A 22889-nucleotide genomic window follows, 5' to 3' on the forward strand; every position below is an offset into this window, starting at 1 on the left:
TAATTATGTTAGCGCTATCATCACACTTTACGCCATAAATCAATACACATCTGCCCTTGTTGTTAAAGTTTCACTGAATTAGGCCATGTTCAACCATAAAGGGGGCAGAGATGCACAGTGACCATCCGGTGATCCGATTAAAGCCTAAAACCAATGCCCAACGCCTCCGGCAAGGGTTTCCCTGGGTCTATGACAATGAATTGGTCACTGATCGCCGCACAAAGGCCATAAAGCCCGGCAGTCTGGCGATCCTGCAAGATCATCGGCATAACACTCTTGGGCTTTTTGCGGTCAACCCCAAGTCGAAAATTTTCGCGCGCAAGATCTCGGATGATTTGAACTGCACGGTCGATCAGGCCTGGTTCGCGCAAAAAATCGCCAAGGCGCTCTCGCTGCGTGAGGCTCTGTACGGTAAACCGTATTATCGTTTGATACATGCAGAAGCCGATCACCTGCCGGGGCTCATCATTGATCGTTTTGCTGATCTATTGGTGATTCAACCCAATGCGGTCTGGGTTGATCAGCGTCTTGTCGTCTTTGGTGGCGGCTTTGTGCGATATTTTGAAGCCCAAATCCATTGTGGTGAATGGCGCAGGCCGGGCGCGGGTTCTGGAAGGTTTAGATGACGCGCGCTTTATGGCCTTGGGCTACATGCCTGCCGAGGCAATAGAAGTGGCCATGAATGGCGCCGTGTATTTTGCCGATGTGGCAGAGGGTCAGAAAACTGGAATTTTTTACGATCAGCGGCCCAACCATAAATTTGTGCAGGATTTGGCACAGGGCAAGTCCGTTTTGGATGTCTTTTCCCATGTCGGCGGGTTTGGTTTGGCGGCCATGGCCAATGGCGCGGCCTCTGTTACCTGTGTGGACGGCTCTCAGCCCGCTTTGAGTCTGGCAAGTCGCGGTGCAGTGGCCACGCGGGCTGAAACACCCTTTGAAGCGATCAAGGGTGATGCGTTTGATGTGATGGGCGAACTGGCTGGGCAGGGCAAAACCTATGAGCTTGTCATCTGCGACCCCCCGGCCTTCGCCCCTCAGAAAGCTGCGCGCGAGGCGGGATTGCGCGCCTATGAACGCGTGGCGCGTTTGGCCAGCGCTCTTGTGGCCGAGGGTGGCTACTTGACCCTGTGCTCTTGCTCGCATGCTGCTGATCTAGATCGCTTTCGGGCCGCTTCCATCCGCGGTATTGGCCGGGCCGGGCAGCAGGCACAGTTGATTTATACCGGCGGAGCCGGCCCCGATCACCCTCATCACATGGCGCTTGCGGAATCGAGTTATCTCAAAACTCTTGTGTTTCGTCTGCAGTGATGCGGGTTGTCCTTGATACCTGCGTGTTGGTTCCCAGCTTTTTGAGAGAGGTTTTGCTGACCTGCGCGCATGTGGAATTTATTGAGCCGCTGGCGACACCCCGTATCTTAGAAGAGTGGCGCCGAGCGGCTAAAACACCGCTGCAAAAGCTGGAAGCTGAAAATGCGATCCGGCAATTCGTGAATGATTTTCCCGAGGCGATGCGCCCCGATCCCGTGGATCTGCGACCCTATTGGTTGCCCGATCAGGGCGACTTGCACATTTTGGCCCTCGCGGTCCAGCACCACGCGGATGTGATCGTCACCCATAATAAGAAAGACTTCCCGCAAGAGGCCTTAAGTCCATATGGCATAAGCCGAATAGATCCAGACGCGCAGCTTATGCAGCTTTATCGCCGTCATGGCTCCGCCTTGATCGATCCTTTGCGCCCGATTCTCGCCGATGTTCAGGCCGCCCATCCGCAGATGCGGGCGCTGGAGCTTTGGCGCAAGGCGTGGTTGCCGCAATTTGGCCGTAAATTTGATCGGCTATGACTTGGGTCCGGTCCAGCGTTTTTCATTGGCCTCGATTGCTTTGATGCGGTCTGCCGTCTTGGGATGGCTTAGAAACCAGGCGGGCATCGCCCCGCCATTGCCGGTCAATTTATCCAGTTTGGCAAATAGGCTTTTTTGGGGCGCGGCGCCAAGCCCGGCTTTGATCATCAAGGCGGTGGCATAGGCATCGGCTTCAAACTCATCATTGCGCGACATACCGGCAGCGATCATGTTCACGGCTAAATTGGCGATCCAAGGGCCAATAAAGGGAATAAAGCGATTGAGAGTGACCGCCAGCGCCGTGCGCACAGCATTTTGTCCGGAAAAATCAATCATCCGCCGTTTGGTATGCCCAAGGGCCACATGCCCGAGTTCATGGGCAATGACAGAGCTGATTTCCGCGGCGGTTACCTCGCCTGACAGAAATTTCTTCAAAAATCCGCGTGTGATATAGATTTGCCCATCGGGGGCGGCCAAGCCGTTGATCGGATCAATTTCATAGACGTTCACATGCAAGCGTTTGAGATCCAGCGCATTAGCAAGCCTCGCGAAATGCGCTTCCAGCGCCGGGTTGCGCAAAGGGCTGGATTGGGCCGCCAATGTGCGCTTTGTTTGGCTTGCCGAGGTTACATAGGTAAATACGCCTACAACCACGGCCAGGCCTATTGGGATCAATACTGACATGCCCTTTATATGGCGCAGTGGCGGCCGCCTTTCAATGCCTCTCAGATTTGGGGAAAACAGTGTTTCCTAAACCTGTTTCAATGTGATTAAAATCTTTAAAACAGAAGATTAAGTTAACAACTTCATCCCATCAGATATGCCATCGAGGGTCATGGGCGCCATGCGATTGTCAAAAATTCTCTGTATCATTCCAATGGATTGCGTGTAGGGCCAATATTTTTCGGGTACGGGGTTGAGCCAAACAGAATTGGGCCAGTGGTCCTGCGCACGGCGCAGCCACGCGTCGCCTGATATGGCGTTCCAATGCTCATTTGCTCCGCCTGCATAAGCAATTTCATAGGGAGACATCGAGGCGTCCCCCACAAAAATGCATTTGTAATCTGCTCCATAGGTGCGAAAGAGGTCTTCTGTTGGGATTTGTGCATCCCAACGCCGCGCATTGTCGCGCCAGACCCCTTCGTAAAGGCAGTTGTGGAAATAATAGCTTTCGAGATGCTTGAATTCTGATCGGGCCGCAGAAAACAACTCCTCAACCATTTTGACATGCGGATCCATTGAGCCGCCAATATCAAGAAACAAAAGCACCTTCACCGCGTTGCGCCGCTCTGGTCTGCGTTTGGACGTCAATATAGCCATTTTCTGCGGTCTTGCGGATTGTGGCGTCTAGGTCCAACTCCTCCTGCGCCCCATCGCGTGCCCATTTTCGCAGGCGTTTCAAAGCGACCTTGATGTTGCGGGTGCCCAGTTCCACATCGCCATCCAGATTTTTGAAACTGCGTTTATCCCAAACCTTGACCGCCCGCTGGTGGCGGCTTTCAGCTTGTCCAATTCTCACGCCTTCTGGGTTGTAACCATAGGCACCAAAGGGTGACGTACCGGCGGTGCCAACCCATTTGCTGCCGCCCTGGTGGCGCCCTTTTTGCTCTTCCAGCCGTTTGCGTAGCGTCTCCATGAGCTTATCAAATCCGCCCAGAGCTTCAATCTCTGCCTTATCGGCTTTAGAAAGCGTTTTTTCGGCCAATTTGCGCAGCCAATCGTCCGGTAAATCCACTTGGTTGAGCATTTCTTGCGGGCTAATATGCTCAAGACCTTCAAAACTTGCTGCAAAAGCGCGGTCATATTTGTCAAGATTGCGCTCATCTTTGACCAATATGGACCGTCCCAGCAGATAGAAATGCTCCATATCATAGGTTGCCATGCCCGCTTTCATCGCCTCCAGAAAACTCAAAAATTCCCTTAGGGACACGGGAACTTTATGGGCCCTAAGCTGGTCGAAGAACGGCAAAAACATCAGTTAGCCCATGCGCAGAATAACGATATTTGCAATCAACGCCAAAAGCCCACCGATAATGCCGCATGCCGCGCCATATTGGAGCATATCCAACAGTTTACCCTTGCGTTTTGCCGCAAGCGCAGCGCCAAACATGGCACCGACAGCCAAACCAAAATATGTCATCTTTCGTTCCATTCTTCAAAATATTGCAGGAGTATAAGTCCCGTTAGGTGTGGGCTATCTTTGGGCACGGGCCATAAACGCCAAACGCTCAAACAGATGTACGTCTTGCTCGTTCTTAAGCAATGCGCCGTGCAACCGGGGTAGGGCATTGACGCCATCCCGCCGCAGATCTTCAGCGGTGAGATCTTCGGCCAACAGCAGCTTGAGCCAATCGAGCACTTCGCTGGTAGAGGGTTTTTTCTTCAAACCCGGCGTCTCGCGCACTTCGAAAAACTGCGTCAGAGCAGCTTCCAAAAGCTGAGGTTTCAGCCCGGGGTGGTGCACTTCGATAATTTGGCGCAAAGTATCTGGCTCAGGAAAACTTATGTAATGGAAAAAACACCGGCGCAGGAAGGCATCGGGCAGCTCTTTTTCATTGTTGGAGGTGATAATCACCACTGGGCGATGGCGCGCTTTTACGGTTTCGCTGGTTTCATAGACATGAAAGGCCATTCGGTCGAGTTCTTGCAGCAGATCATTTGGAAATTCGATATCAGCTTTGTCAATCTCATCAATGAGCAAGACGACTTTTTTGTCGCTCTCAAAGGCCTGCCAAATTTTGCCTTTCTTAATATAGTTTGAAACATTGCGCACCCGTTCATCGCCCAGCTGACTGTCGCGCAGCCGGCTGACCGCATCGTATTCGTAAAGACCCTGTTGGGCGCGGGTGGTGGATTTGATGTTCCACTCTATCATGTCCATGCCAAGCGCGGATGCCACTTGCCGGGCCAATTCGGTTTTACCGGTCCCCGGTTCACCCTTGACCAAAAGCGGCCGTTCCAAAGTCACGGCGGCGTTCACAGCGACCGCTAAATCATCCGCGGCAATATAGGTATCTGTGGAGGTAAATTTCAAAGTACGACTCTCTACTTGTTTTTTTCGAACCTAACATGCTCTTGACGCTCTTCCAATCGCGGTTTTCTGCGTGACAAATGTATTAACCTTGGATACATCCGGCTCAAAGGCTGCATTATGGTGCGCCGCTTCGTTAAGAATAAGAGGTTTGCTGTATGAAAGCCGAGGTTATTGTGCCCGATAATTATCGCCCTGCTGACGATGAGCCGTTTATGAACGACACGCAGCTTGCTTATTTCCGCCGCAAGTTACTGGCCTGGAAAAGCGAGCTGATGTCCGATAGCAAAGAGACGATCGAAACGCTACAGGACAATACCCGCGCTATACCGGACATATCAGATCGGGCGAGCGAGGAGACAGACCGGGCGCTTGAATTGCGCACGCGGGACAGGCAGCGTAAATTGGTGTCAAAAATTGATGCGGCCCTGCGCCGGATTGAAGAGGGGGAATACGGCTATTGCGAAGAGACGGGTGATCCGATTTCGCTGCGGCGCCTAGACGCCCGCCCCATTGCGACCATGAGCCTTGAGGCGCAAGAGCGGCATGAGCGGCGCGAAAGGGTCCACCGCGACGATTGAGGCGGTTTGCGGTCATTCGCCCGCGTGGTCATATTTTGGTAAATTATTGAGTGTATTCTTTTTGGTATGGATCTAGATTTGTCTGTATCCAAAGTATGCGGAGGGGCTCGAAAGTGTATCCAACGGATATAGGGCAAAGTTATTCGACCACTGGTAAACTTCTTCACTGGGGCTTTATCGGAGTTTTTGCTTATGGAATTTTCAAACAAGTTGATGATTTAAGACAATTAGATGATCCCGCATTCCTGCGGTTTGAATTTATTTTCGCCTGTGCTTATCTTTTGATCTTGGCGCTGAGGCTTTGGATCATGCGCGGGCAGACCTCTGCATTGCCGCTATCCACCCCAACTTGGCAACGGGTCGCGGCAAAACTGGTGCATTACGGCATGTATATGGCTTTGATGGCCATTGCTGTCACAGGGCTGGCCATCGGGGTAGTTTTCACGCTTGGGATGCGCGACGGGGCGCTCATCTACTTATTTATAGAGGCGCATGAGGCCAGCATAGCCGGCAGCTACGGTCTGATAACCCTACATGTTGCTGCAGCTGTTTACCACCGTGTTTTGGGCGATGGGGTATGGTCTGCGATGGTGCCTATATTTAAGGAGCGGCCTAAGCGTCGAGCGTGATCCACACTGGCACATGATCTGATGGTTTTTCTCTGCCGCGAATGACCGAATCGATTTCGCATGCTTGCAATAGATCGGCGCAGCTCGGCGTCAGTAAGAAATGGTCAATTCTGATGCCATTATTGCGCTGCCAACTTCCTGCCTGATAGTCCCAAAAAGAATAATGGCCCGGTGCCGGGTGCAAACTTCGGAAGGCTTCGGTGAAACCTAGATTTAGAACATCGCGAAAAGCCGCGCGCGATTGCGGCAAAAACAGTGCGTCTTGCGCCCAAGCCTCGGGCTTTGCGGCATCTTCGGGCTGAGGAATTATATTATAATCCCCCGCCATCAAAGCGGGCTCTTCAGCCGCCATCAAGGCTTCAGCGCGAATTTTTAACCGCCGCATCCAGTCAAGCTTATAGTCATATTTCGGACCGGGCGTTGGATTCCCATTCGGCAGATAAAGCCCGCAAACCCGAATGGCTTGCTTGCCCATAACCGTGGCCTCAATCCAGCGGGCCTGTTCATCAGTCTCATCTCCGGGCAAACCACGCGTGACATCCTCAATAGGTAATTTCGACAAGATTGCCACCCCGTTGAAGCTCTTTTGGCCATGGGTTTCCACCTGATAGCCCATATCCTCGAAGTGCGCGCGTGGGAAATTCTCATCAACAGACTTGATTTCTTGCAGCAGAGCCACATCTGGCTGCGCTTCATTGAGCCAATCGGTCAGGGCTTGAATGCGGGCTTTGATCCCATTGATATTAAAAATTGCTATTTTCATGAGATCCATCGTAGTCGTTGAGGTTTGAGCGGTCTAAGAGCAATCGATGTGCGATTACATCGAAAAAGAAACACCGCAGCCGCAGCTAGAGGAGGCGTTGGGGTTGTCGATGATAAAGCGCGCACCAATCAACTCTTCGCTGAAATCAATCGTTGCAGAGGCCAAAAACGGCAAGGAAATCGCATCAATCACCACGGTCTCACCATGGCCTGACAAGATCAAATCATCAGGCTTTGGCTCATCAAGCTGGATCTCATATTGAAAGCCGGAACAGCCGCCACCCTCAACCGCCACGCGCAGCGATTTTCCCTGCGCCTGAGCGCCAATTTCGGCAAGCCGCTCAAAGGCGCGGTCGGTCACTTTGGGAGGCAGGGTCAACATTTATAAAAGCTCACATGACATTGTCGGTTAACTCCCATATAAGCGCTGCAAGAGCAGGCGACAAGATGGGCAATCATGACAGCAAGTTTCGCATCCAACCCGCATGATAGCCGCGGCCGTTTGTTTGAGGAGCCGGGAAGCGACTTTCGATCCTGTTTCCAAAGAGATAGGGATCGGATCATTCATTCCAGCGCCTTTCGGCGGCTCAAACATAAGACGCAAGTCTTTGTCGAACATGAGGGAGATTATTTCCGCACGCGTTTGACCCATTCCATCGAAGTAGCGCAAGTGGCGCGTACAATCGCTGGGGCTTTGGGGCTCAATCAGGAATTGGTCGAAGCCGTGTCACTGGCCCATGACCTAGGGCACCCGCCATTTGGCCACACGGGCGAAGAGGCGTTGGACGCAGAAATGAAAGCCTATGGCGGCTTTGACCACAATGCCCAGGCGATACGCATCGTTACTTCGCTGGAGCAGCATTATGCGCAGTTTGACGGGCTGAATCTTACTTGGGAGTGCCTTGAAGGGATTGCAAAGCACAATGGCCCCGTGCCTTTGCCCCATCCGCCTGCCTTGCGCGACTACAACCGGCAGCATGATCTTGAGTTGCATAGCTATGCGAGCGCAGAGGCGCAGGTTGCGGCATTGGCGGATGATGTGGCCTATAACAACCATGATCTTCACGATGGCCTGCGCGCTGGAGTGTTTTCGGATGCACAGGCAGAGCAACTGCCAATTGTGGGCCCGGCCTATGCGGCGGTCGATCGGCTCTACAACGGGTTGGACGTCCACCGACGGCGCCATGAGGCTCTGCGTCGGGTCTTTGGGGTGATGGTCGATGATGTCATGCGGACCAGTGCCGCGCTATTGGCTCAATCGGGCGCCGTAACGGCGCAGGATATACGCGATCTCGACTGTGCGGTTGTGCAATTCTCCCCAGAGCTGTGGAAAGATCTGAAAGTCATACGCGGGTTTTTGTTTCAAAACATGTACCGCGCGCCCCGTGTGGTGGTGCAGCGCGAACATGCCGCGAAGGTGGTGCGGGACTTGTTCGAAGTATTAATGAGCAATCCCAGCGAAATGCCTGGGGATTGGGGGGAGCAAATTGCAAATTTGCCCGATACACAGGCCCGTGCGCGGCTGGTGTCCGATTACATTGCCGGCATGACGGACCGCTATGCACAACAAGAGTATGACCGGCTGTTCGCCGCGCGTTGACCTTGCGGTAAAATTTGCTAAACGTCGGCTTCACTTTGGGATGATGATATGAACCTATTTGCCGAAATCCGTAGCCTTCTAATCGACAGCTTGCAGCAGATGCAGGCGCAAGGCGACTTGCCTGTTGGTTTGAGCTTTGAAGCAGTCACCGTTGAGCCACCACGCGATGCCGCCCATGGCGATATGGCAACCAATGCCGCAATGGTTTTTGCCAAGCCCGCTAAGTGCAAGCCACGCGATATTGCCGAGAGATTGGCGACGCTTTTATCTGCCGATCCGCGGTTGGCCTCTGTAGAGGTCGCAGGTCCCGGGTTTTTGAATCTGCACCTTTCGTCACAGCTTTGGGCCGATGTTTTGCGGGCAATTTTAACAGATCCCGTTGGCTATGGGCGCGCCACAATTGGCGCAGGCATCAAAGTGAACGTTGAATATGTCTCTGCCAACCCCACCGGACCTTTGCATGTGGGCCACACCCGCGGCGCGGTATTCGGCGATGCTTTGGCCTCGATGCTGGATTTTGCCGGCTATGAGGTGACGCGCGAGTATTATATCAACGATGGTGGCGCGCAGGTCGATGTTTTGGCCCGCTCGGTCTATCTGCGTTACCTTGAGGCCCATGGCCAAGATGTCGCCTTTGAAGATGGCACCTATCCGGGCGATTACCTGATTGCCGTGGGGCAGGCGTTGAAGGAAAAAGTTGGGGACAGCTATCTAGATAAAGGTGAGCAGTTCTGGCTGGAGGAGGTGCGAGAATTCTCAACCGGCGCAATGATGGATCTGATCCGCCAAGATCTTTTAGCACTTGGCATCAAAATGGATGTATTTTATTCCGAAAAATCGCTCTATGGCACGGGCCGTATCGAGGCGGCGATCGAGGATTTAAAGTCAAAGGGATTGATTTATCAAGGGATTTTGGAGCCACCAAAGGGAAAGAAACCACTAGATTGGGAGCCGCGTGAGCAGACTCTACTTAGGTCCACAGACCATGGGGATGACGTGGACCGGCCGGTGCAAAAATCCGATGGCAGTTGGACCTATTTTGCCCCGGATATTGCTTATCACTTTGATAAGGTGCAGCGCGGTTTTGACCAATTGATTGACGTGTTCGGTGCCGATCACGGGGGCTATGTCAAACGGATGAAGGCGGCTGTTTCAGCGCTGTCAAACGACAAGACCTCGCTCGATATCAAGCTGACGCAATTGGTGAAGCTCTTCAAGAATGGTGAGCCGTACAAAATGTCCAAGCGCTCGGGGACATTTGTAACTCTGCGTGATTTGGTGGATCAAGTCGGCGCTGATGCAACCCGTTTTGTCATGCTCACCCGCAAAAATGACGCGCCGTTAGATTTTGATTTCGATAAGGTGATGGAGCAGACCAAAGAAAACCCCGTGTTCTATGTGCAATATGCGCATGCTCGGATTTGTTCGGTAATGCGCAAAGCACAGCTGGCAGAGGTTCCGATCAAAGATGCAGAGTTGCGGGCTGCGGATCTTACAGTATTGACAGATCCCGCCGAGATGACATTAGCCGCAAAATTGGCAGAATTTCCACGATTGATTGAAATTGCCGCCCGTTCAAATGAGCCGCACCGAATTGCATTTTATCTTTATGACTTGGCGTCGGAATTTCATGCTTTGTGGAATAAAGGCAATGAGCAGCCTGAACTGCGCTTTCTTCAGGAGGGCAATCTGGCCACAAGTCAGGCAAAAATCGCACTGATTCGTGCCGCTGCGGTTGTTATTTCTAACGGTTTGGGTATCTTAGGCGTGCAAGCCGCTCAAGAAATGCGATAAAATAGCATCGACGCGGGTGTGAATGAGGCAATGTCAGTAGATCTGGGCCAAGACCCGGGCAGTGAGGCAACATGGCAAACGCGACCTATGAGGCGCAGGGGGACTCCGAGCGGTTCAACCCTGCAACCTATGCAAATATAGTTGGAGCCGTTATTTCCTTAGCGGTCTTTGTGGGAATAGTCACTTGGGGGGCGCAAACTGTTCTGCGAGACAGTTCGGGCGTACCTGTTGTGCGCGCTTTGGAAGGTCCATCGCGGGTTGCACCGGAAGATCCGGGTGGGATTTTAGCTCCGCATCAAGGGCTTACCGTGAATGAAGTGGTGGGCAGCCAAATCATCCCTGCGACAAATGACCCGCTGCAATTGGCCCCAAGGCCAATCAACTTGCAAGCCGAAGATCAACCTATTCAAGCGCTCTTAACTAGGGAAAGCCCTGCCGATGAGGGGCCTGCGTCTGTGGTGCTGCCTGAACCTGTTATGGATGTTGCCGAGGCTCTTGTCATTGACGATACGGCGGAACGTTTGGCCGCTATGATCGCGACCGGCACCCTGCAAGCGGATGTAAACGAGCCGCCCGCCGCGGTCATTCCGGCAGCGGCTGGAAGAGGTCTGACACAATCTTTGCGGCCGCGTCTGCGCCCCTTTGTGCAGGTCACTCGTCAACTGCCACGAGCCGTGCCGGTCAATATCCCGGCCGGGCAAATTGCCCGCGGCGCGCCGATGGCGCAATTGGGAGCCTTCGGAAGCAACGCTATCGCGCAACAAGCCTGGGCGGATCTCTCGGAACGCCATGGGGATTATTTAGTCGGTAAAGCGCATGTGATTTTGCGGGCTGAGGTTAGCGGAGGCACGATATACCGCTTGCGGGTTCACGGTTTTGCAGATCAGGAGGAGGCGCGACGTCTGTGCACTGCGCTTAATCGGCAGAATGCGGAATGCTATTCTGTGACTATGAACTAGGGCAGGATCCGTCATGGGCCTGTCTCCATTGATTTTTGGCTGCCAAGGCTCATCTCTGTCTGCCGCAGAGCGCCGCTTCTTTGCAAATGCCCAACCCTTTGGCTTTATTCTTTTTTCTAGAAACCTTGAAACCCCAAAGCAAATTCGGAAGCTCTGCACAGAATTGCGCACAGCCGTGGGCTGGCATGCGCCCGTTCTGATTGATCAAGAGGGTGGGCGCGTGTCACGGCTTGGCGCGCCGCATTGGTTTGAATTTCTACCAGCGCTGGATCAAGCCGCCGCGCCCCAATCCGAACGGCTGTTTTGGTTGCGGGGGCGGTTGATCGCGGAGAATTTGCGAAGCTGCGGAATTGATAGCAATTGCGCGCCACTGGGAGATATTGCCCAACCGGACACCCATGGTGTGCTGAAAAATCGGTGCTATGGGCGTGCGCTGTCTGCGGTTGTCACCCATGCGCGCGCGCTGCATCAAGGGCTGCGGCATGGGGGCGTATCGGGAGTTTTGAAACATATTCCGGGCCATGGGCGGGGCACTTTGGACTCCCATTTGGATCTGCCCCGCGTGCAAGCGGATCGCGGCAGTCTAGAGAAGCATGATTTTGAAGCCTTTCGTCAGCTTAATACTGTTGAGATGGGTATGACGGCGCATTTGGTGTTCGAGGATATAGATCCGAACCATCCCGCCACCCACTCAGTGGCGATGATTGACATTATCCGTAAGCACGTCGGATTTAATGGGCTTTTGATGACCGATGACATTTCGATGGAGGCTTTGTCCGGCCCATTGGATCTGCGGGCGCGGCGGGCGCAATCTGCGGGGTGTGATATAATTTTGCATTGCAACGGACAGATGGATCAGATGCAGCTCTTGGCGGGTAATATTTATGGCATGGATGAGGCAAGTCAAATGCGGGCGGCGCAGGTTTTGGCGCAACGACCGGAGGTTCAGCCTGTTGACATTCAGCAAGTGAAGGCAGAATTTGACGCATTGTTAGGTGAGATCCGGTGATGCAAGAAGAACTTTTTGACCACCAATCGGTTGCGGAACGCGTGGCAGCGGAGACTCTCATCGTTGATGTCGATGGGTTCGAAGGGCCATTGGATCTGCTTTTATCGCTGTCGCGCACGCAGAAGGTGGATCTGCGCAAAATTTCTGTTTTAGATCTCGCGGTTCAATATCTCAGCTTTATTGAAAAAGTGCGCGAGCTGCGCATCGAATTGGCCGCAGATTATTTGGTTATGGCCGCTTGGCTAGCCTTTTTGAAGTCGCGGTTGCTTTTGCCGCCAGATCTGACCATGGCCGGCCCGACAGGGGACGAGCTGGCGGCGCATCTTGCGTTTCAACTCGAACGGCTGCAAGCCATGCGCGATGCGGCGGCGAAATTGATGGCGCGGGATCGCTTGGGCCGCGATCGTTTTGTCCGCGGTGTGACGGAAGATGTCACACGCCGGAAGACTGTTCATTACACGGCCAATCTTTTGGATTTAATGCAGGGCTATGCACGCATTCGCACGCGCGACGATTTTCGTCCCTTTGTTATGGACCGCGACTCGGTGTTTTCAATGGAACAAGCCCTACGGCGCATGCGGGGGTTAATTGGCTTTTCCGGCCATTGGACCGATCTCCTCTCTTATCTTCCCGATGGCTGGACCGATGATCCAAAGAGACGACGATCCGCTGCAGCCTCAACTTTCGCAGCCTCTTTGGAGCTGGCCAAAGAAGGAAAGATTGTCATACGTCAGGATGAAATTTTCTCACCAATTCAAATTAAAAGGGCGGATCGTGATGGATGATACCCAAGAAGAAAGCCTGTTTGAAGCGCCGCCCATCGCAGAGCAAGAGCGTATGGTAGAGGCCATTTTATTTGCTGCAGCAGAGCCGGTTTCATTGCGAGAAATGGCTGGGCGGATGCCACATGGGTGTGATCCTGTCCAAGCGGTGGAGAACATCCAAAAGCGCTATGAAGGTCGCGGTGTTGCAGTTGTGAAGGTTCAGGAGTCCTGGGCTATTCGCACCGCGCCTGATCTTGGTTTTTTGATGCAGCGGGAGATCCTGGAATCCCGAAAACTATCGCGCGCCGCGATCGAAACTTTAGCCATTGTTGCCTATCATCAGCCGGTGACCCGCGCGGAAATTGAAGAGATCCGGGGGGTTGCGGTGAGCCGCGGCACGGTGGATCAGCTGCTTGAATTAGATTGGGTCAAAATTGGCCGTCGGCGCCAAACGCCTGGTCGTCCGATAACATTTGTGGTGACAGAGTCTTTTCTCGATCATTTTGGCTTGGAAAGCGCCCGCGATTTGCCGGGTCTTAAAGAGCTGCGAGCCGCTGGCCTGCTAGAAAATCGCCCCGCACCGGGCACTGTCGCTTTACCCGAAGCGGAAACGGATGCAGAAATACAAGAAAATTTATTTGATGACGCAATTGAGGAGCCCGAAGATGGACCGCTATATTAATATGTTCATAAACATTGTCATTCGTCGTTTGATGACGATCGGTATCAACAAAGGCATTGATGCCGCCACGAAAGGGCGAAAAAAGCCTGAGGATAAAGATCTCTCTGCCGAACAATAAAAGCGTTTGAAAGACAGCGCGAATGCCGCCAAGCGCATGCAGCAATTTTGAGGACCCTCTGGCGCGCCGAGACACCCGCGGCTGGCTACTTAAAATGCTTTGACAGTTTTAGCCCTTGCCCTTGGTAGTTTGATGCGAGCTCGCGGCCATAAAGCTGGCTGGGAGTTTCAAACATAGACTCATAGACCAAGCGTCCAACAACTTGCCCATGTTCCAAGACAAAGGGGGCCTCATGACAGCGGACTTCCAAAACGCCTCTGCTGCCCTGCCCATTGGCGGCGGCATGGCCGAATCCGGGGTCAAAAAAACCCGCGTAATGCACGCGAAACTCACCGACCATTGCCAAATAGGGGGCCATTTCAGCGGCGTACTCGGGCGGAATCGTCACTGCTTCCTGGCTCACTAAAATGTAAAACGCCCCCGGGTCCAGGATGATTTTTTGATCTTCCGTACGAATTTCTTCCCAAAAATCAGCCGGCTCGTAGGCACCAATTTTTCCAAGATCAATCACGCCAGTATGCGGTTTTGCCCGATAGCCAACCAGGCCGTTGCGACTGGCGCTGAGGTCAACAGAAAAACCAAGCCCGTCTTGGATCAAAGCCTCGCCAGAGACCAACGGTGTGTGCGCATGCAGCTCTTTGAGTGCCTGATCGATTAACACAGCATGACCCGCGCGAAAGCGAATCTGATTGAGGCGCATGCCGGGTCGCACCAAAACCGAAAAGGAGCGGGGGCAAATTTCAGCATAAAGCGATCCGGTGTAGCCCTTCACAATGCGGTCAAATTCTTTGCCGTGATCGGTGATCGTGCGGGTCAAGAGATCCAGTCGGCCGGTTGAAGATTTCGCATTGGCGACAGCCTCTATGTCCGGTGGTAGGTTGAGCCCCTCCATCAGCGGCACAAGATATACGCAGCCCTTTTCCAAGACCGCGCCCTCGGACAAGTCGATTCGATGCATTTCAAATTCACGCAACCGCTCTGCGACCGTTGCAGTTTGTCCGGCGAGAAAGGATGCGCGCACCCGGTAGGCGGTGGTTCCCAAACGCAGATCCAGCGATGCGGGCTGCACTTGGTCGTCTTGCAGCGGCTCAGAAACCAAAATTTGGCCCGAAGCGACCATCGTTTCAATCATATGACTTGGGATGACACCTTGGCGCATTAAGGTCCTCTTGCGTTCAAAAAACCGCCCATGCCTGGGGGCAGGGCGGTTGTTTTTTGGTCGGGCTAGCAGGACTCGAACCTGCGACCTTCCGTCCCCCAGACGGACGCGCTACCAGGCTGCGCCATAGCCCGAACATGAGGCCGTATATCAATCCCGGCGACGGGAGCAAGCGTATTATGTGTTCGAATTTCACTTATGCGCTCATCTTTGCATGTAAAGCGCGCAATCTGTCGACAAGATCTGGTGACGACTGAAGGGCGGCGCTTCTTGCTCTACTATTCGCCCAAAGAGCTTGAGTTATCAGCCCGGCGTTGCTCGGGAAACTGTTGACCTCTGCATCCTCTGCCGGGCAATCTGTGCCCAATGCCCGGACGGGGGCTGGATTGGGGTGCATCGGCGTGACTTCTGTTTGAGCCGGCGGCGGCGCCTCTGCCAATTCTGGAAACAACACAAGCTGCTCGTCATCCTCTGCCTGCTCCTCGCGCACGCTCAGTAAAACAGATTGGCTCAATCTTACTGGATCAAACTGTAAATCAACCACATTTTGTGCCGGCGTAGGTTCTTTTGTTTGGCCGGTCTGGGCGGGTGGATTTTTCTGTTTTGGGGTGCTCAATATGGGAGGCGAGAAGCTTTGCACATGCGCAATACCCTGTTTCTTTATCAAATTTTTCACGGACTTGATGGTCATGCCCTGTTCGTGGAGTAAAAACTTTATCCCTCCAAGCAACAGCATATCCTCTAAGCGATAGTAGCGCCGCCCCCCAGTGCGTTGCACTGGGGCGACAGCGTCAAACTTACTTTCCCAAAATCGCAGCACATGCGCTTGCGTCCCAAGCCATGTCGCAACCTCGCTTATGGTTCTGAAAGCATCCGGCGATTTGGCCACGATGATTACCCTTTGTTGCCTTTGGCAACCTGGTCTTTCATCAAATGAGAGGGGCGAAAGGTCAAAACCCTGCGCGGCGTGATGGGCGCCTCTTCACCGGTTTTCGGATTGCGGCCGATACGCGCGGATTTATCGCGAATGCCAAATGTTCCAAAAGATGAAATTTTTACAGACTCGCCTGCGACCAATGCGTCTGAAATATGCTTCAAAACGGATTCAACCAAATCGGCCGACTCGTTGCGCGACAATCCGACTTCGCGGAAAACCGCTTCACTGAGATCCATTCGTGTGAGTGTGTTCGACGCCATTTATGTTCCCCCTTGTTACTACACTATAATTATAAAGAGATAATAAGCCTTGGCAACTAAAAGTCCTGATATGCTGTCATTTACCAGCGAATAACCGCGGTTCCCCAGGCCAAACCGCCGCCAATAGCGCCGATGACCACAATATCGCCTTGTTTGATGCGTTTATCCTGGGCCGCCACTGCCATTGCAAGAGGAATAGAAGCGGCTGAGGTGTTGCCATGGTTGTTCACGGTCATGACGACTCGGTCCATGGGGACTTTGAGGCGTTTGGACATTCCTTCCAAAATGCGTTTGTTAGCTTGATGTGGCACGATCCAATCCACATCGTCCGTGGTCAGCCCGGCCGCTTCAATTGCCTCAAGCGCCGTGTTTGACAGCTTCTCGACCGCATGACGAAAAACCTCCTTGCCCTGCATGCGCAGGTGCCCTGTGGTTTGCATGGATACACCGCCATCGACGTATAGGATATCTTTGTAACGCCCATCTGAGCGAAGCGCAGTGGCTAGGATTCCGCGATCCGAGGTTTCATCCTGCTGCGCAGCAATCAACATAGCGCCGGCTCCATCGCCAAATAAGACGCAGGTTCCCCGATCGGTCCAATCCATCAATTTTGAGAAGGTCTCCCCACCGATCACCAAAATGCGATTAGCCTGGCCACTGGCAATCATGGAATTTGCGGTGTTCAAGGCAAACACAAACCCCGCACAGACCGCTTGCACATCAAAGGCGAACCCATGGTTCATACCAAGCCCATGCTGAACCATGGTGGCAGCGGAGGGAAAGGTGAGATCGGCGGTTGAGGTCGCCAGAATAATCGCATCGACGTCCGCAACGCTGCACCCTGCATTGGCCAAAGCCGATTGAGCGGCCTTGATGCCCATATCAGAGGTTGTTTCCCCGTCAGCTGCGAAATGGCGGCGTTCGATACCTGTGCGACTGCGGATCCAGGCATCATTGGTATCCAATGTTTCTTCAAATTCAGCATTTTCCACCACGCGTTCGGGCAGGTAGTGGCCAATAGATTCAACAACCGCTCTACGCATCGTTAGTTCCCGTCTTCTTCGTGGTCCTCTGCGAACCCGTTGACCGAAGCTACGCGCGCGGCAAGCTTGGTGCTAAACTTGGCTGAGCCTAAACGATAGGCCAGGCCGATCGCCGCCGCAACTCCTGTTGCGTCCGCCGCGCCATGGGATTTCACCACAGTGCCATTGAGCCCCAAGAAAACCCCGCCATTGACCCGGCGTGGATCTGTGGTTCGTTTGAGACGGCTTAACGGACCATAAGCTAGGATCGCTGAGAGTTTTGAGAGCAAATTATGTTTAAACGATTGACGTAAGGCGGTGCCGATGAAGCTCGCGGTGCCTTCGGCGGTTTTCAGCGCAACATTGCCTGTAAACCCATCGGTTACAATCACATCGACTCGGTCCGACGGAATATCCCCACCTTCGACAAAGCCCAGGAATTCAAATTGTCCAGTTTCAGCCGATTCCTTGATCAGGTCATGTGCCGCCTTCAGTTCGGCGCGGCCTTTATGCTCTTCCGTGCCCACATTCAGCAGACCAACCCTTGGCCGTTTCACAGCAAAGCCATTGCGCGAATAAGAGGCGCCCATCAGGGCAAATTGCAACAAATCGTTTTCATCCGCGCGCACATCTGCGCCCACATCGAGCATCACATTGGATCCGTTGGGACCGAAAGACGGCCAAAGAATCGCAATCGCGGGCCGATTAATTCCGGCCAATTTGCGCAACCGCACCATCGAAATGGCCATCAAAGCGCCCGTATTGCCGCAAGAGACACAGGCATCGGCCTCTTGTTGTTTGACAGAGGTCACGGCCGACCACATCGAGGTTCCCTTGCCATGGCGCATCACCTGGCTTGGTTTGTCATCCATGGAAACCGTACGCTCGGCATGCACAATGGTGCAAAATTCTTCAAGATCATGCTTATCAATCAGAGGCTTCAGAATATCTTCGGGGCCATGCACCAAAAAGCGAATATTGGAATGCTTGTGCACGGCACGCAAAAGTCCGGCGATAATCACACCGGACCCTTTGTCTCCCCCCATGGCGTCAACGGATACGACAACATTAGAGTTGGGTCCACTTGCAATGGGTTGGGTGTCCGACATTGAAATGTATTCCCTTCGAATACGGGCGCTTATGCCGCGTCTTCGTCGAGATCTACTTCTTCGGTTGTCACGATTACTTCGCGGTCATCATAATGGCCGCAAGCTGCGCAAACGTGATGCGGGCGCTTAAGCTCTCCGCAGTTTGTGCATTCATTTGGGTTCGCCGCAACAAGTGCGTCATGTGAGCGTCGCATGCCACGACGGCTCCGTGTAATCTTACTTTTTGGGACAGCCATGTCACAACCTCAAACTAGGGGCGCTATGCCCTGTTAATACCGAATTTGGCGCAATGCTGCCAAACAAAAGTACAGAGCCCAGCTCGGCACCTTAAGTTGCGCTTGCATACTTGTATTGAGTTTTATTTCAAGCCCCAAACAGCGCCAATCTTATATATTTCCTGCGATTTTTCAAAAAAAATCAGCAAACCTCCGTTTCACCAAGCAGTTAATGGAGTTTATCCTTTAAACCTGCTAGCGCAGAAAAGGGTCTGGCCGCCTCATCGGTCAGTGGCGTCACACCGGGTGGGCCAAATTCGGCACTGGTCAGCTCGGCCCCCTCTGCGCGGGGATAATCGGGCAGGGCAAGCGACAGTGTTTCACAAAATATTCCTTCGATATCAATGATATATTCCAACTGATCCTCACTGTCATCCTCTGGAATTTCATGTTCTGGACCCGTCTGGTTCAAGGCAATTGGCGATTTTCGAAAATTACGCGTCACCCCGGTGTCGATCCGGCTGCGCACAGGGGTGAGGGTCAGGCTGCAGGCCTGCTCCACCGTAGCGCCCAACTCTCCAGATAGCCGCCAATCACCCTTGCCGATCGGCAAAATTGTGCCTGAAAATTTTATTTTTCGTAGGCTTAGGAGGTCCAATTGCGTTACAATCGTGGCAATCTCCGCCTCAGACAGCGCCAGATCGAAGTTAACGCCTCTGTTTTGTATGAGGTGTTTCAACTCCAGACGTGGGTGAGTATGGTTCGGCGGCATTTGCGCTCCATCCTTGAATTCATTTTTCGGCTTCGCTACCATAGACATAATTGGCGAGCGCTCGTCTCGCAAGAGAACAGGGACACTCATGCTAAATAAAACAAAGACCATTGTGGTCGGGTTCTGTCTTTTTGCTATTATTTCATGCACGCCGGTCTACCGCAATCATGGCTACACGCCGTCTGACAAGCAGCTGGCGAATCTTGTGGTCGGGGTGGATACGCGTGCAACTGCAGAAGAAACATTGGGCGTACCCACGATTTCGGACACAGAAACAGGCCGCCTCTACTATATTTCAAGCCGCTGGCGGCACTATGGGATGAACCCTTCCAAGCCCATTTCCCGCGACATCGTGGCCGTGGCATTGGATTCGGCTGAGGTTGTTACAAACATCAGCCGTTACGGTCTTGAGGATGGTGAGGTTGTGGCCGTGACGCGGCGCGTGACCGATGGTGGTACGGAAGAAATTACCTTCCTGCAGCAATTGCTTGGCAACATCGGCCGCTTTGATGCCAGTGACATTTTAAGCGAACCTTAATCTGCCTCATCACCGTGAAAGGTGAGCGCAACGCCGTTCATACAATATCTCAAGCCAGTCGGCGCGGGCCCATCTGGGAAGACATGACCCAAATGTGCAGCACAGGCTGCGCAATGCACCTCGGTGCGGGTGGAGAACCACGAGTTGTCAATACTTTCACCAATAGGTGCTCCAGCCATGGGCTGGGTAAAGGACGGCCAACCCGTACCACTATCGAACTTATCATCTTGCGAAAACAGAGGCGTGCCGCAGCATACGCAGGAAAAGTAACCTGCCTCTTTCGGAAAATCGTCATGGCTAAACGCCCGTTCCGTGCCATGTTTCCGCGTGACCTTATAGGCCAATGGGGACAGCATTTCCTGCCACTCCCGATCCGATTTTACGATATCAACCATAGAACCTCCAAACAGTTTACCCAATCATACGCATTTAACTTTAGTGTACCAGCGGATTGCATACTAAATTGATGTTATTATTTTACAAATGGATAGTTATAAACCATGGGGCGCGCAGAGCTTCAATTCCAAAATTTTAGCTGCGGTGGTCTCAAGGTTGAGCTGTGCCAATCTGAGCGGAGCCTGCGGAAGGTTTGGCGGTTTCGCGCGGCGATTTTTCGCGGTGAAATGCAGAGGGAAGGTCGTGATATTTGGGACGAAACTGACCTAAATTTTTGCATTAAATGTTTTGATAAAAATACGATATTGGGATGTTTAAGGCTTAAAATTTTTCCGAATGGTGCGGCCGCAATTTTTTGATCTGTTGCCGCTTGCTATATATGACCGGCCCCTGTTGGAATTGGTGCGCTTTGCCATTGATCCACTCCATGGAAATTTGTGGGGAAATTTTGATGTTTTCGTTAGGCCTGGGGCGTTGTCACGCAGCTGGTCGATCAAAAAAATGTATCGTTTCTGTTTGGGTGCAGTTCATTTAAAGGCAAGCGCCCGGCCGCGCATAGAGCGACCTTTCGCTATCTTTATCGCAACAACCATGTCGCGCCGACCAGTTGGCGCCCCGTTTTTCATGGCGGTTATTCTTTGCTTGAGGCATTGGACACCCCCAAGCGTGGCAGTGTGACCGATTAACCGCCTCTGTTGCGGGCCTATTTCAGCCTTGGTGGAAAAGTGAGCGATCACGCAGTCATCGATGCAGATTTTGGAACCAAATTGCTCTTTACCGGGGTAAACGTGGCACAAGTTCCACAAAAAAGAGCCCAGCGTTTGTGGCAATCCTTGCAGCGCATTGACGCCGCGGCCCTGAGCGCCTAGCTGCGGGCTATGGCACGTGCTCCTTTGATCCAACTCTCCGAGATTTCGTTGACCTTTGGCGGTCATCCGATCTTTTCTGATCTCGGCTTCGTCGTTCAGACGGGCGATCGTATCTCGTTGGTGGGGCGCAATGGTTCAGGCAAATCTACTTTGATGAAGGTTATGGCCGGCTTAGTTGAGGCCGATACCGGACACCGAGTGATCCCGCCGGGCGTAAGTGTCGGCTATATGGAGCAAGATCCTGATTTATCACAGTTTGAAACTCTGGGAGATTTTGCCCTTTCAGCGCTGGACATCGCCGAGCACTATAAGGTTGAGATTGCCGCAGAAGGGTTGAAGTTTGACCCAGATCGCCCAGTGAAAACCGCCTCTGGTGGTGAGCGGCGGCGAGCGGCTTTGGCAAAGTTGATGGCAGAAGATCCCGAATTGATGCTGTTGGATGAGCCGACCAACCACCTTGATATTGAGGCGATTTCCTGGCTGGAAACCACTTTGCGTGAGAGCCGAAACAGTTTTGTAGTGATCTCCCATGACCGCGCCTTTCTGACAGCTTTAACCCGTGCCACCCTGTGGATCGATCGAGGTGCGGTTCGCCGCCTTGAGCACGGGTTTGGAAGTTTTGAAGCCTGGCGCGACAAAACCTGGGAGGAAGAAGATCAACAGCGGCACAAGCTCAATCGCAAAATCAAAGCTGAGGCCCGCTGGGCGGTCGAGGGCATCTCGGCTCGGCGAAAACGCAATCAGGGGCGAGTGCGTGCTTTGGGCGAGTTGCGCGCCGAACGTGCTGCGCAAATTAACCGGCAAACTACGGCCGCCATGGCGTTTGATTCGGGCCAAAAATCTGGGGCCAAGGTGATTGAGGCTAAAAACCTGGATCTGGCCTTCGGCGAATTGGAGATTTTGAAAGATTTTTCACTGACGGTTCAACGCAAAGATCGCGTGGCGCTTATTGGCCCGAATGGGGTCGGCAAAACCTCATTGATCAAAACCCTTTTGGGCGAGCAGGCGCCCGACCGGGGCAGCGTGAGGCTGGGTACGAATCTGCAAATTGCCGTATTCGATCAAGGCCGCGCGCGATTGGATCCCAATCTTAGCCTGTGGGAAGCGTTGACCAGCGATCCGACCATGGCGATCTCCGGTCGTTCCGATCAAATAATGGTGCGGGGCACACCGAAACATGTGGTGGGGTATCTCAAGGATTTCCTCTTTGCCGAGGAGCAAATGCGCGCGCCAGTGCGGGCACTGTCAGGGGGCGAGAAAGCGCGGCTTTTGCTGGCCCGTTTGATGGCCCAGGAAAGCAACTTGCTGATTCTAGACGAGCCGACCAACGATCTCGACATAGAGACCTTAGATCTGCTTCAAGATGTTTTGGGCGACTACGATGGCACGGTTTTGCTGGTCAGTCATGACCGCGACTTTTTGGATCGTGTCGCCACTACAACGATTGCTCTTGAGCCCGGTGGCAAGGCCACTGTCTATGCCGGCGGTTGGAGCGATTATCAGGCACAAAAACCCAGTGCCAAGCTCAGCAAAGCAGCCAAGCAAACGACGAAACCAAACGCGACCAGACCGAATAGGGAGACGGAGACGGCAGGGGCGAAAACCGCGCTGTCGTTCACCGAAAAACATCGCTTGGAGGCTTTGCCAGCTGAAATTGCCCGGATGGAAGCTGAAATTATGAAATTAGAAGATCTGCTGGGTCAACCAAATCTCTTTACCGAGCAGCCAGTAAAATTCAATAAAGCCACCACGCTCTTGCTCGAGCGGCAGGAGGCTTTGACGCGGGCAGAGGCGCAATGGCTTGAATTGGAAGAAAAAGCGGGCGGATAATCCGCCCGCGAT

26 protein-coding genes, 1 tRNA gene and 2 pseudogenes are annotated in these 22889 nt (G+C 53.1%); 14 read left to right on the forward strand and 15 right to left on the reverse strand.

The features are described from left to right. Positions 1 to 110 precede the first annotated feature (110 nt). A pseudogene (locus ABLW18_RS00270) lies at positions 111 to 1308 on the forward strand (class I SAM-dependent rRNA methyltransferase). Next, complete coding sequence (locus ABLW18_RS00275) at positions 1308 to 1841, forward strand: PIN domain-containing protein (protein WP_347822907.1); 534 nt, start codon at positions 1308 to 1310, stop codon at positions 1839 to 1841. Before ABLW18_RS00270 ends, ABLW18_RS00275 begins: the two are co-directional and overlap by 1 nt. Here the strand turns inward: ABLW18_RS00275 and ABLW18_RS00280 are convergent. The 4 genes and pseudogenes from ABLW18_RS00280 to ABLW18_RS00295 all read right to left on the reverse strand — a co-directional run bounded on the left by ABLW18_RS00280 (position 1836) and on the right by ABLW18_RS00295 (position 4875). Then, on the reverse strand, positions 1836 to 2525 hold the full coding sequence (locus ABLW18_RS00280; RefSeq protein ID WP_347822908.1) for a M48 family metallopeptidase: 690 nt from the start codon (positions 2523 to 2525) through the stop codon (positions 1836 to 1838). The two genes, ABLW18_RS00275 and ABLW18_RS00280, sit on opposite strands and share 6 nt — an antisense overlap. A 108-nt stretch (positions 2526 to 2633) precedes the next feature. Beyond that, positions 2634 to 3816, reverse strand: a pseudogene (locus ABLW18_RS00285) (VWA domain-containing protein). A gap of 3 nt (positions 3817 to 3819) precedes the next feature. Beyond that, complete coding sequence (locus ABLW18_RS00290; RefSeq protein ID WP_347822909.1) at positions 3820 to 3981, reverse strand: hypothetical protein; 162 nt, start codon at positions 3979 to 3981, stop codon at positions 3820 to 3822. Between the two features lie 54 nt (positions 3982 to 4035). Next, a complete protein-coding gene (locus ABLW18_RS00295; protein WP_347822910.1) occupies positions 4036 to 4875 on the reverse strand; it encodes a MoxR family ATPase in 840 nt (279 codons plus the stop codon). Positions 4876 to 5030: 155 nt separating this feature from the next. On the opposite strand from ABLW18_RS00295, the gene dksA reads away from it, so the two are divergent. Both dksA and ABLW18_RS00305 read left to right on the forward strand, forming a co-directional pair. Then, positions 5031 to 5453, forward strand: coding sequence for an RNA polymerase-binding protein DksA (gene dksA / locus ABLW18_RS00300; RefSeq protein ID WP_347815985.1), 423 nt, complete (start codon positions 5031 to 5033; stop codon positions 5451 to 5453). Positions 5454 to 5566: 113 nt separating this feature from the next. Beyond that, positions 5567 to 6082: a cytochrome b/b6 domain-containing protein gene (locus tag ABLW18_RS00305; RefSeq protein WP_347822911.1), complete on the forward strand. Its 516-nt coding sequence runs from the start codon at positions 5567 to 5569 to the stop codon at positions 6080 to 6082. On the opposite strand, the gene xth is transcribed toward ABLW18_RS00305, so the two are convergent. After that, a complete protein-coding gene (gene xth / locus ABLW18_RS00310; protein ID WP_347822912.1) occupies positions 6066 to 6845 on the reverse strand; it encodes an exodeoxyribonuclease III in 780 nt (259 codons plus the stop codon). The two genes, ABLW18_RS00305 and xth, sit on opposite strands and share 17 nt — an antisense overlap. Positions 6846 to 6899: 54 nt before the next feature. After that, positions 6900 to 7226 (reverse strand): iron-sulfur cluster assembly accessory protein, encoded by a 327-nt coding sequence (locus ABLW18_RS00315; protein ID WP_347822913.1) that lies wholly within the window; start codon positions 7224 to 7226, stop codon positions 6900 to 6902. A 75-nt stretch (positions 7227 to 7301) separates the two neighbouring features. Here ABLW18_RS00315 and ABLW18_RS00320 point away from each other — a divergent pair, with 75 nt between their 5' ends. The 7 genes from ABLW18_RS00320 (at position 7302) to ABLW18_RS00350 (ending at position 13770) form a co-directional block, all read left to right on the forward strand. Beyond that, the gene (locus tag ABLW18_RS00320) at positions 7302 to 8444 is read left to right on the forward strand and encodes a deoxyguanosinetriphosphate triphosphohydrolase (RefSeq protein ID WP_347822914.1); all 1143 of its coding nucleotides are present in this window, start codon (positions 7302 to 7304) and stop codon (positions 8442 to 8444) included. A gap of 48 nt (positions 8445 to 8492) precedes the next feature. Further along, complete coding sequence (gene argS / locus ABLW18_RS00325) at positions 8493 to 10238, forward strand: arginine--tRNA ligase (RefSeq protein ID WP_347822915.1); 1746 nt, start codon at positions 8493 to 8495, stop codon at positions 10236 to 10238. A 71-nt stretch (positions 10239 to 10309) separates the two neighbouring features. Next, positions 10310 to 11197, forward strand: coding sequence for an SPOR domain-containing protein (locus ABLW18_RS00330; protein WP_347822916.1), 888 nt, complete (start codon positions 10310 to 10312; stop codon positions 11195 to 11197). Positions 11198 to 11210: 13 nt separating this feature from the next. Next, on the forward strand, positions 11211 to 12206 hold the full coding sequence (locus ABLW18_RS00335; RefSeq protein WP_347822917.1) for a glycoside hydrolase family 3 N-terminal domain-containing protein: 996 nt from the start codon (positions 11211 to 11213) through the stop codon (positions 12204 to 12206). Next, complete coding sequence (locus ABLW18_RS00340) at positions 12206 to 12991, forward strand: ScpA family protein (RefSeq protein WP_347822918.1); 786 nt, start codon at positions 12206 to 12208, stop codon at positions 12989 to 12991. Before ABLW18_RS00335 ends, ABLW18_RS00340 begins: the two co-directional genes overlap by 1 nt. Beyond that, positions 12984 to 13652: an SMC-Scp complex subunit ScpB gene (gene scpB / locus ABLW18_RS00345; RefSeq protein WP_347822919.1), complete on the forward strand. Its 669-nt coding sequence runs from the start codon at positions 12984 to 12986 to the stop codon at positions 13650 to 13652. Before ABLW18_RS00340 ends, scpB begins: the two co-directional genes overlap by 8 nt. Next, positions 13636 to 13770 carry a hypothetical protein gene (locus ABLW18_RS00350; RefSeq protein ID WP_347822920.1) on the forward strand — a complete coding sequence of 45 codons (135 nt, stop codon included), beginning with the start codon at positions 13636 to 13638 and terminating at the stop codon, positions 13768 to 13770. The genes scpB and ABLW18_RS00350 overlap by 17 nt, the downstream gene beginning before the upstream one ends. A gap of 85 nt (positions 13771 to 13855) precedes the next feature. On the opposite strand, the gene ABLW18_RS00355 is transcribed toward ABLW18_RS00350, so the two are convergent. The 8 genes from ABLW18_RS00355 to ABLW18_RS00390 form a co-directional block, all read right to left on the reverse strand. Next, positions 13856 to 14929, reverse strand: a complete 1074-nt coding sequence (locus ABLW18_RS00355) for a 2'-deoxycytidine 5'-triphosphate deaminase (RefSeq protein ID WP_347822921.1) — start codon at positions 14927 to 14929, stop codon at positions 13856 to 13858. Positions 14930 to 14986: 57 nt separating this feature from the next. Then, positions 14987 to 15063, reverse strand: a tRNA-Pro gene (locus ABLW18_RS00360). 62 nt (positions 15064 to 15125) lie between these two features. Then, positions 15126 to 15818, reverse strand: a complete 693-nt coding sequence (locus ABLW18_RS00365) for a MerR family transcriptional regulator (RefSeq protein ID WP_347822922.1) — start codon at positions 15816 to 15818, stop codon at positions 15126 to 15128. A gap of 5 nt (positions 15819 to 15823) precedes the next feature. Beyond that, positions 15824 to 16126, reverse strand: a complete 303-nt coding sequence (ihfA, locus tag ABLW18_RS00370; RefSeq protein ID WP_347822923.1) for an integration host factor subunit alpha — start codon at positions 16124 to 16126, stop codon at positions 15824 to 15826. An 80-nt stretch (positions 16127 to 16206) separates the two neighbouring features. Then, complete coding sequence (locus tag ABLW18_RS00375) at positions 16207 to 17169, reverse strand: beta-ketoacyl-ACP synthase III (RefSeq protein WP_347822924.1); 963 nt, start codon at positions 17167 to 17169, stop codon at positions 16207 to 16209. Positions 17170 to 17171: 2 nt separating this feature from the next. Then, positions 17172 to 18257, reverse strand: coding sequence for a phosphate acyltransferase PlsX (plsX, locus tag ABLW18_RS00380; protein WP_347822925.1), 1086 nt, complete (start codon positions 18255 to 18257; stop codon positions 17172 to 17174). A gap of 29 nt (positions 18258 to 18286) precedes the next feature. Beyond that, complete coding sequence (gene rpmF / locus ABLW18_RS00385) at positions 18287 to 18493, reverse strand: 50S ribosomal protein L32 (RefSeq protein ID WP_347822926.1); 207 nt, start codon at positions 18491 to 18493, stop codon at positions 18287 to 18289. A gap of 208 nt (positions 18494 to 18701) precedes the next feature. Then, a complete protein-coding gene (locus tag ABLW18_RS00390) occupies positions 18702 to 19244 on the reverse strand; it encodes a DUF177 domain-containing protein (protein WP_347822927.1) in 543 nt (180 codons plus the stop codon). 88 nt (positions 19245 to 19332) lie between these two features. On the opposite strand from ABLW18_RS00390, the gene bamE reads away from it, so the two are divergent. Further along, positions 19333 to 19782, forward strand: coding sequence for an outer membrane protein assembly factor BamE (gene bamE, locus ABLW18_RS00395; protein ID WP_347822928.1), 450 nt, complete (start codon positions 19333 to 19335; stop codon positions 19780 to 19782). Here the strand turns inward: bamE and msrB are convergent. Beyond that, positions 19779 to 20177: a peptide-methionine (R)-S-oxide reductase MsrB gene (gene msrB, locus ABLW18_RS00400; protein WP_347822929.1), complete on the reverse strand. Its 399-nt coding sequence runs from the start codon at positions 20175 to 20177 to the stop codon at positions 19779 to 19781. The genes bamE and msrB overlap by 4 nt on opposite strands. A gap of 726 nt (positions 20178 to 20903) precedes the next feature. Between msrB and ABLW18_RS00405 the strand changes: the two genes are divergently transcribed. Both ABLW18_RS00405 and ABLW18_RS00410 read left to right on the forward strand, forming a co-directional pair. Continuing rightward, positions 20904 to 21047 (forward strand): hypothetical protein, encoded by a 144-nt coding sequence (locus ABLW18_RS00405; protein WP_347822930.1) that lies wholly within the window; start codon positions 20904 to 20906, stop codon positions 21045 to 21047. A gap of 9 nt (positions 21048 to 21056) precedes the next feature. Then, positions 21057 to 22877 carry an ABC-F family ATP-binding cassette domain-containing protein gene (locus ABLW18_RS00410; protein WP_347822931.1) on the forward strand — a complete coding sequence of 607 codons (1821 nt, stop codon included), beginning with the start codon at positions 21057 to 21059 and terminating at the stop codon, positions 22875 to 22877. Positions 22878 to 22889 lie beyond the last annotated feature (12 nt).

The sequence above is a fragment of the uncultured Planktomarina sp. genome (assembly GCA_943788425.1).
Taxonomy (GTDB): Bacteria; Pseudomonadota; Alphaproteobacteria; order Rhodobacterales; family Rhodobacteraceae; genus Planktomarina.

What these genes read in the sequence shown, in the direction of transcription:
- ABLW18_RS00320 (WP_347822914.1), top strand. Translation starts at nt 7,302, where the DNA reads ATGACAGCAAGTTTCGCATCCAACCCGCATGATAGCCGCGGCCGTTTG.
- ABLW18_RS00330 (WP_347822916.1), top strand. Translation starts at nt 10,310, where the DNA reads ATGGCAAACGCGACCTATGAGGCGCAGGGGGACTCCGAGCGGTTCAAC.
- ABLW18_RS00390 (WP_347822927.1), bottom strand. Translation starts at nt 19,244, where the DNA reads ATGCCGCCGAACCATACTCACCCACGTCTGGAGTTGAAACACCTCATA.
- ABLW18_RS00275 (WP_347822907.1), top strand. Translation starts at nt 1,308, where the DNA reads ATGCGGGTTGTCCTTGATACCTGCGTGTTGGTTCCCAGCTTTTTGAGA.
- plsX (WP_347822925.1), bottom strand. Translation starts at nt 18,257, where the DNA reads ATGTCGGACACCCAACCCATTGCAAGTGGACCCAACTCTAATGTTGTC.
- ABLW18_RS00340 (WP_347822918.1), top strand. Translation starts at nt 12,206, where the DNA reads ATGCAAGAAGAACTTTTTGACCACCAATCGGTTGCGGAACGCGTGGCA.
- ABLW18_RS00290 (WP_347822909.1), bottom strand. Translation starts at nt 3,981, where the DNA reads ATGACATATTTTGGTTTGGCTGTCGGTGCCATGTTTGGCGCTGCGCTT.
- argS (WP_347822915.1), top strand. Translation starts at nt 8,493, where the DNA reads ATGAACCTATTTGCCGAAATCCGTAGCCTTCTAATCGACAGCTTGCAG.
- msrB (WP_347822929.1), bottom strand. Translation starts at nt 20,177, where the DNA reads ATGGTTGATATCGTAAAATCGGATCGGGAGTGGCAGGAAATGCTGTCC.
- ABLW18_RS00350 (WP_347822920.1), top strand. Translation starts at nt 13,636, where the DNA reads ATGGACCGCTATATTAATATGTTCATAAACATTGTCATTCGTCGTTTG.
- ABLW18_RS00355 (WP_347822921.1), bottom strand. Translation starts at nt 14,929, where the DNA reads ATGCGCCAAGGTGTCATCCCAAGTCATATGATTGAAACGATGGTCGCT.
- xth (WP_347822912.1), bottom strand. Translation starts at nt 6,845, where the DNA reads ATGAAAATAGCAATTTTTAATATCAATGGGATCAAAGCCCGCATTCAA.
- bamE (WP_347822928.1), top strand. Translation starts at nt 19,333, where the DNA reads ATGCTAAATAAAACAAAGACCATTGTGGTCGGGTTCTGTCTTTTTGCT.
- scpB (WP_347822919.1), top strand. Translation starts at nt 12,984, where the DNA reads ATGGATGATACCCAAGAAGAAAGCCTGTTTGAAGCGCCGCCCATCGCA.
- ABLW18_RS00315 (WP_347822913.1), bottom strand. Translation starts at nt 7,226, where the DNA reads ATGTTGACCCTGCCTCCCAAAGTGACCGACCGCGCCTTTGAGCGGCTT.
- ABLW18_RS00335 (WP_347822917.1), top strand. Translation starts at nt 11,211, where the DNA reads ATGGGCCTGTCTCCATTGATTTTTGGCTGCCAAGGCTCATCTCTGTCT.
- ABLW18_RS00375 (WP_347822924.1), bottom strand. Translation starts at nt 17,169, where the DNA reads ATGCGTAGAGCGGTTGTTGAATCTATTGGCCACTACCTGCCCGAACGC.
- rpmF (WP_347822926.1), bottom strand. Translation starts at nt 18,493, where the DNA reads ATGGCTGTCCCAAAAAGTAAGATTACACGGAGCCGTCGTGGCATGCGA.
- ABLW18_RS00410 (WP_347822931.1), top strand. Translation starts at nt 21,057, where the DNA reads ATGGCACGTGCTCCTTTGATCCAACTCTCCGAGATTTCGTTGACCTTT.
- dksA (WP_347815985.1), top strand. Translation starts at nt 5,031, where the DNA reads ATGAAAGCCGAGGTTATTGTGCCCGATAATTATCGCCCTGCTGACGAT.
- ihfA (WP_347822923.1), bottom strand. Translation starts at nt 16,126, where the DNA reads ATGGCGTCGAACACACTCACACGAATGGATCTCAGTGAAGCGGTTTTC.
- ABLW18_RS00280 (WP_347822908.1), bottom strand. Translation starts at nt 2,525, where the DNA reads ATGTCAGTATTGATCCCAATAGGCCTGGCCGTGGTTGTAGGCGTATTT.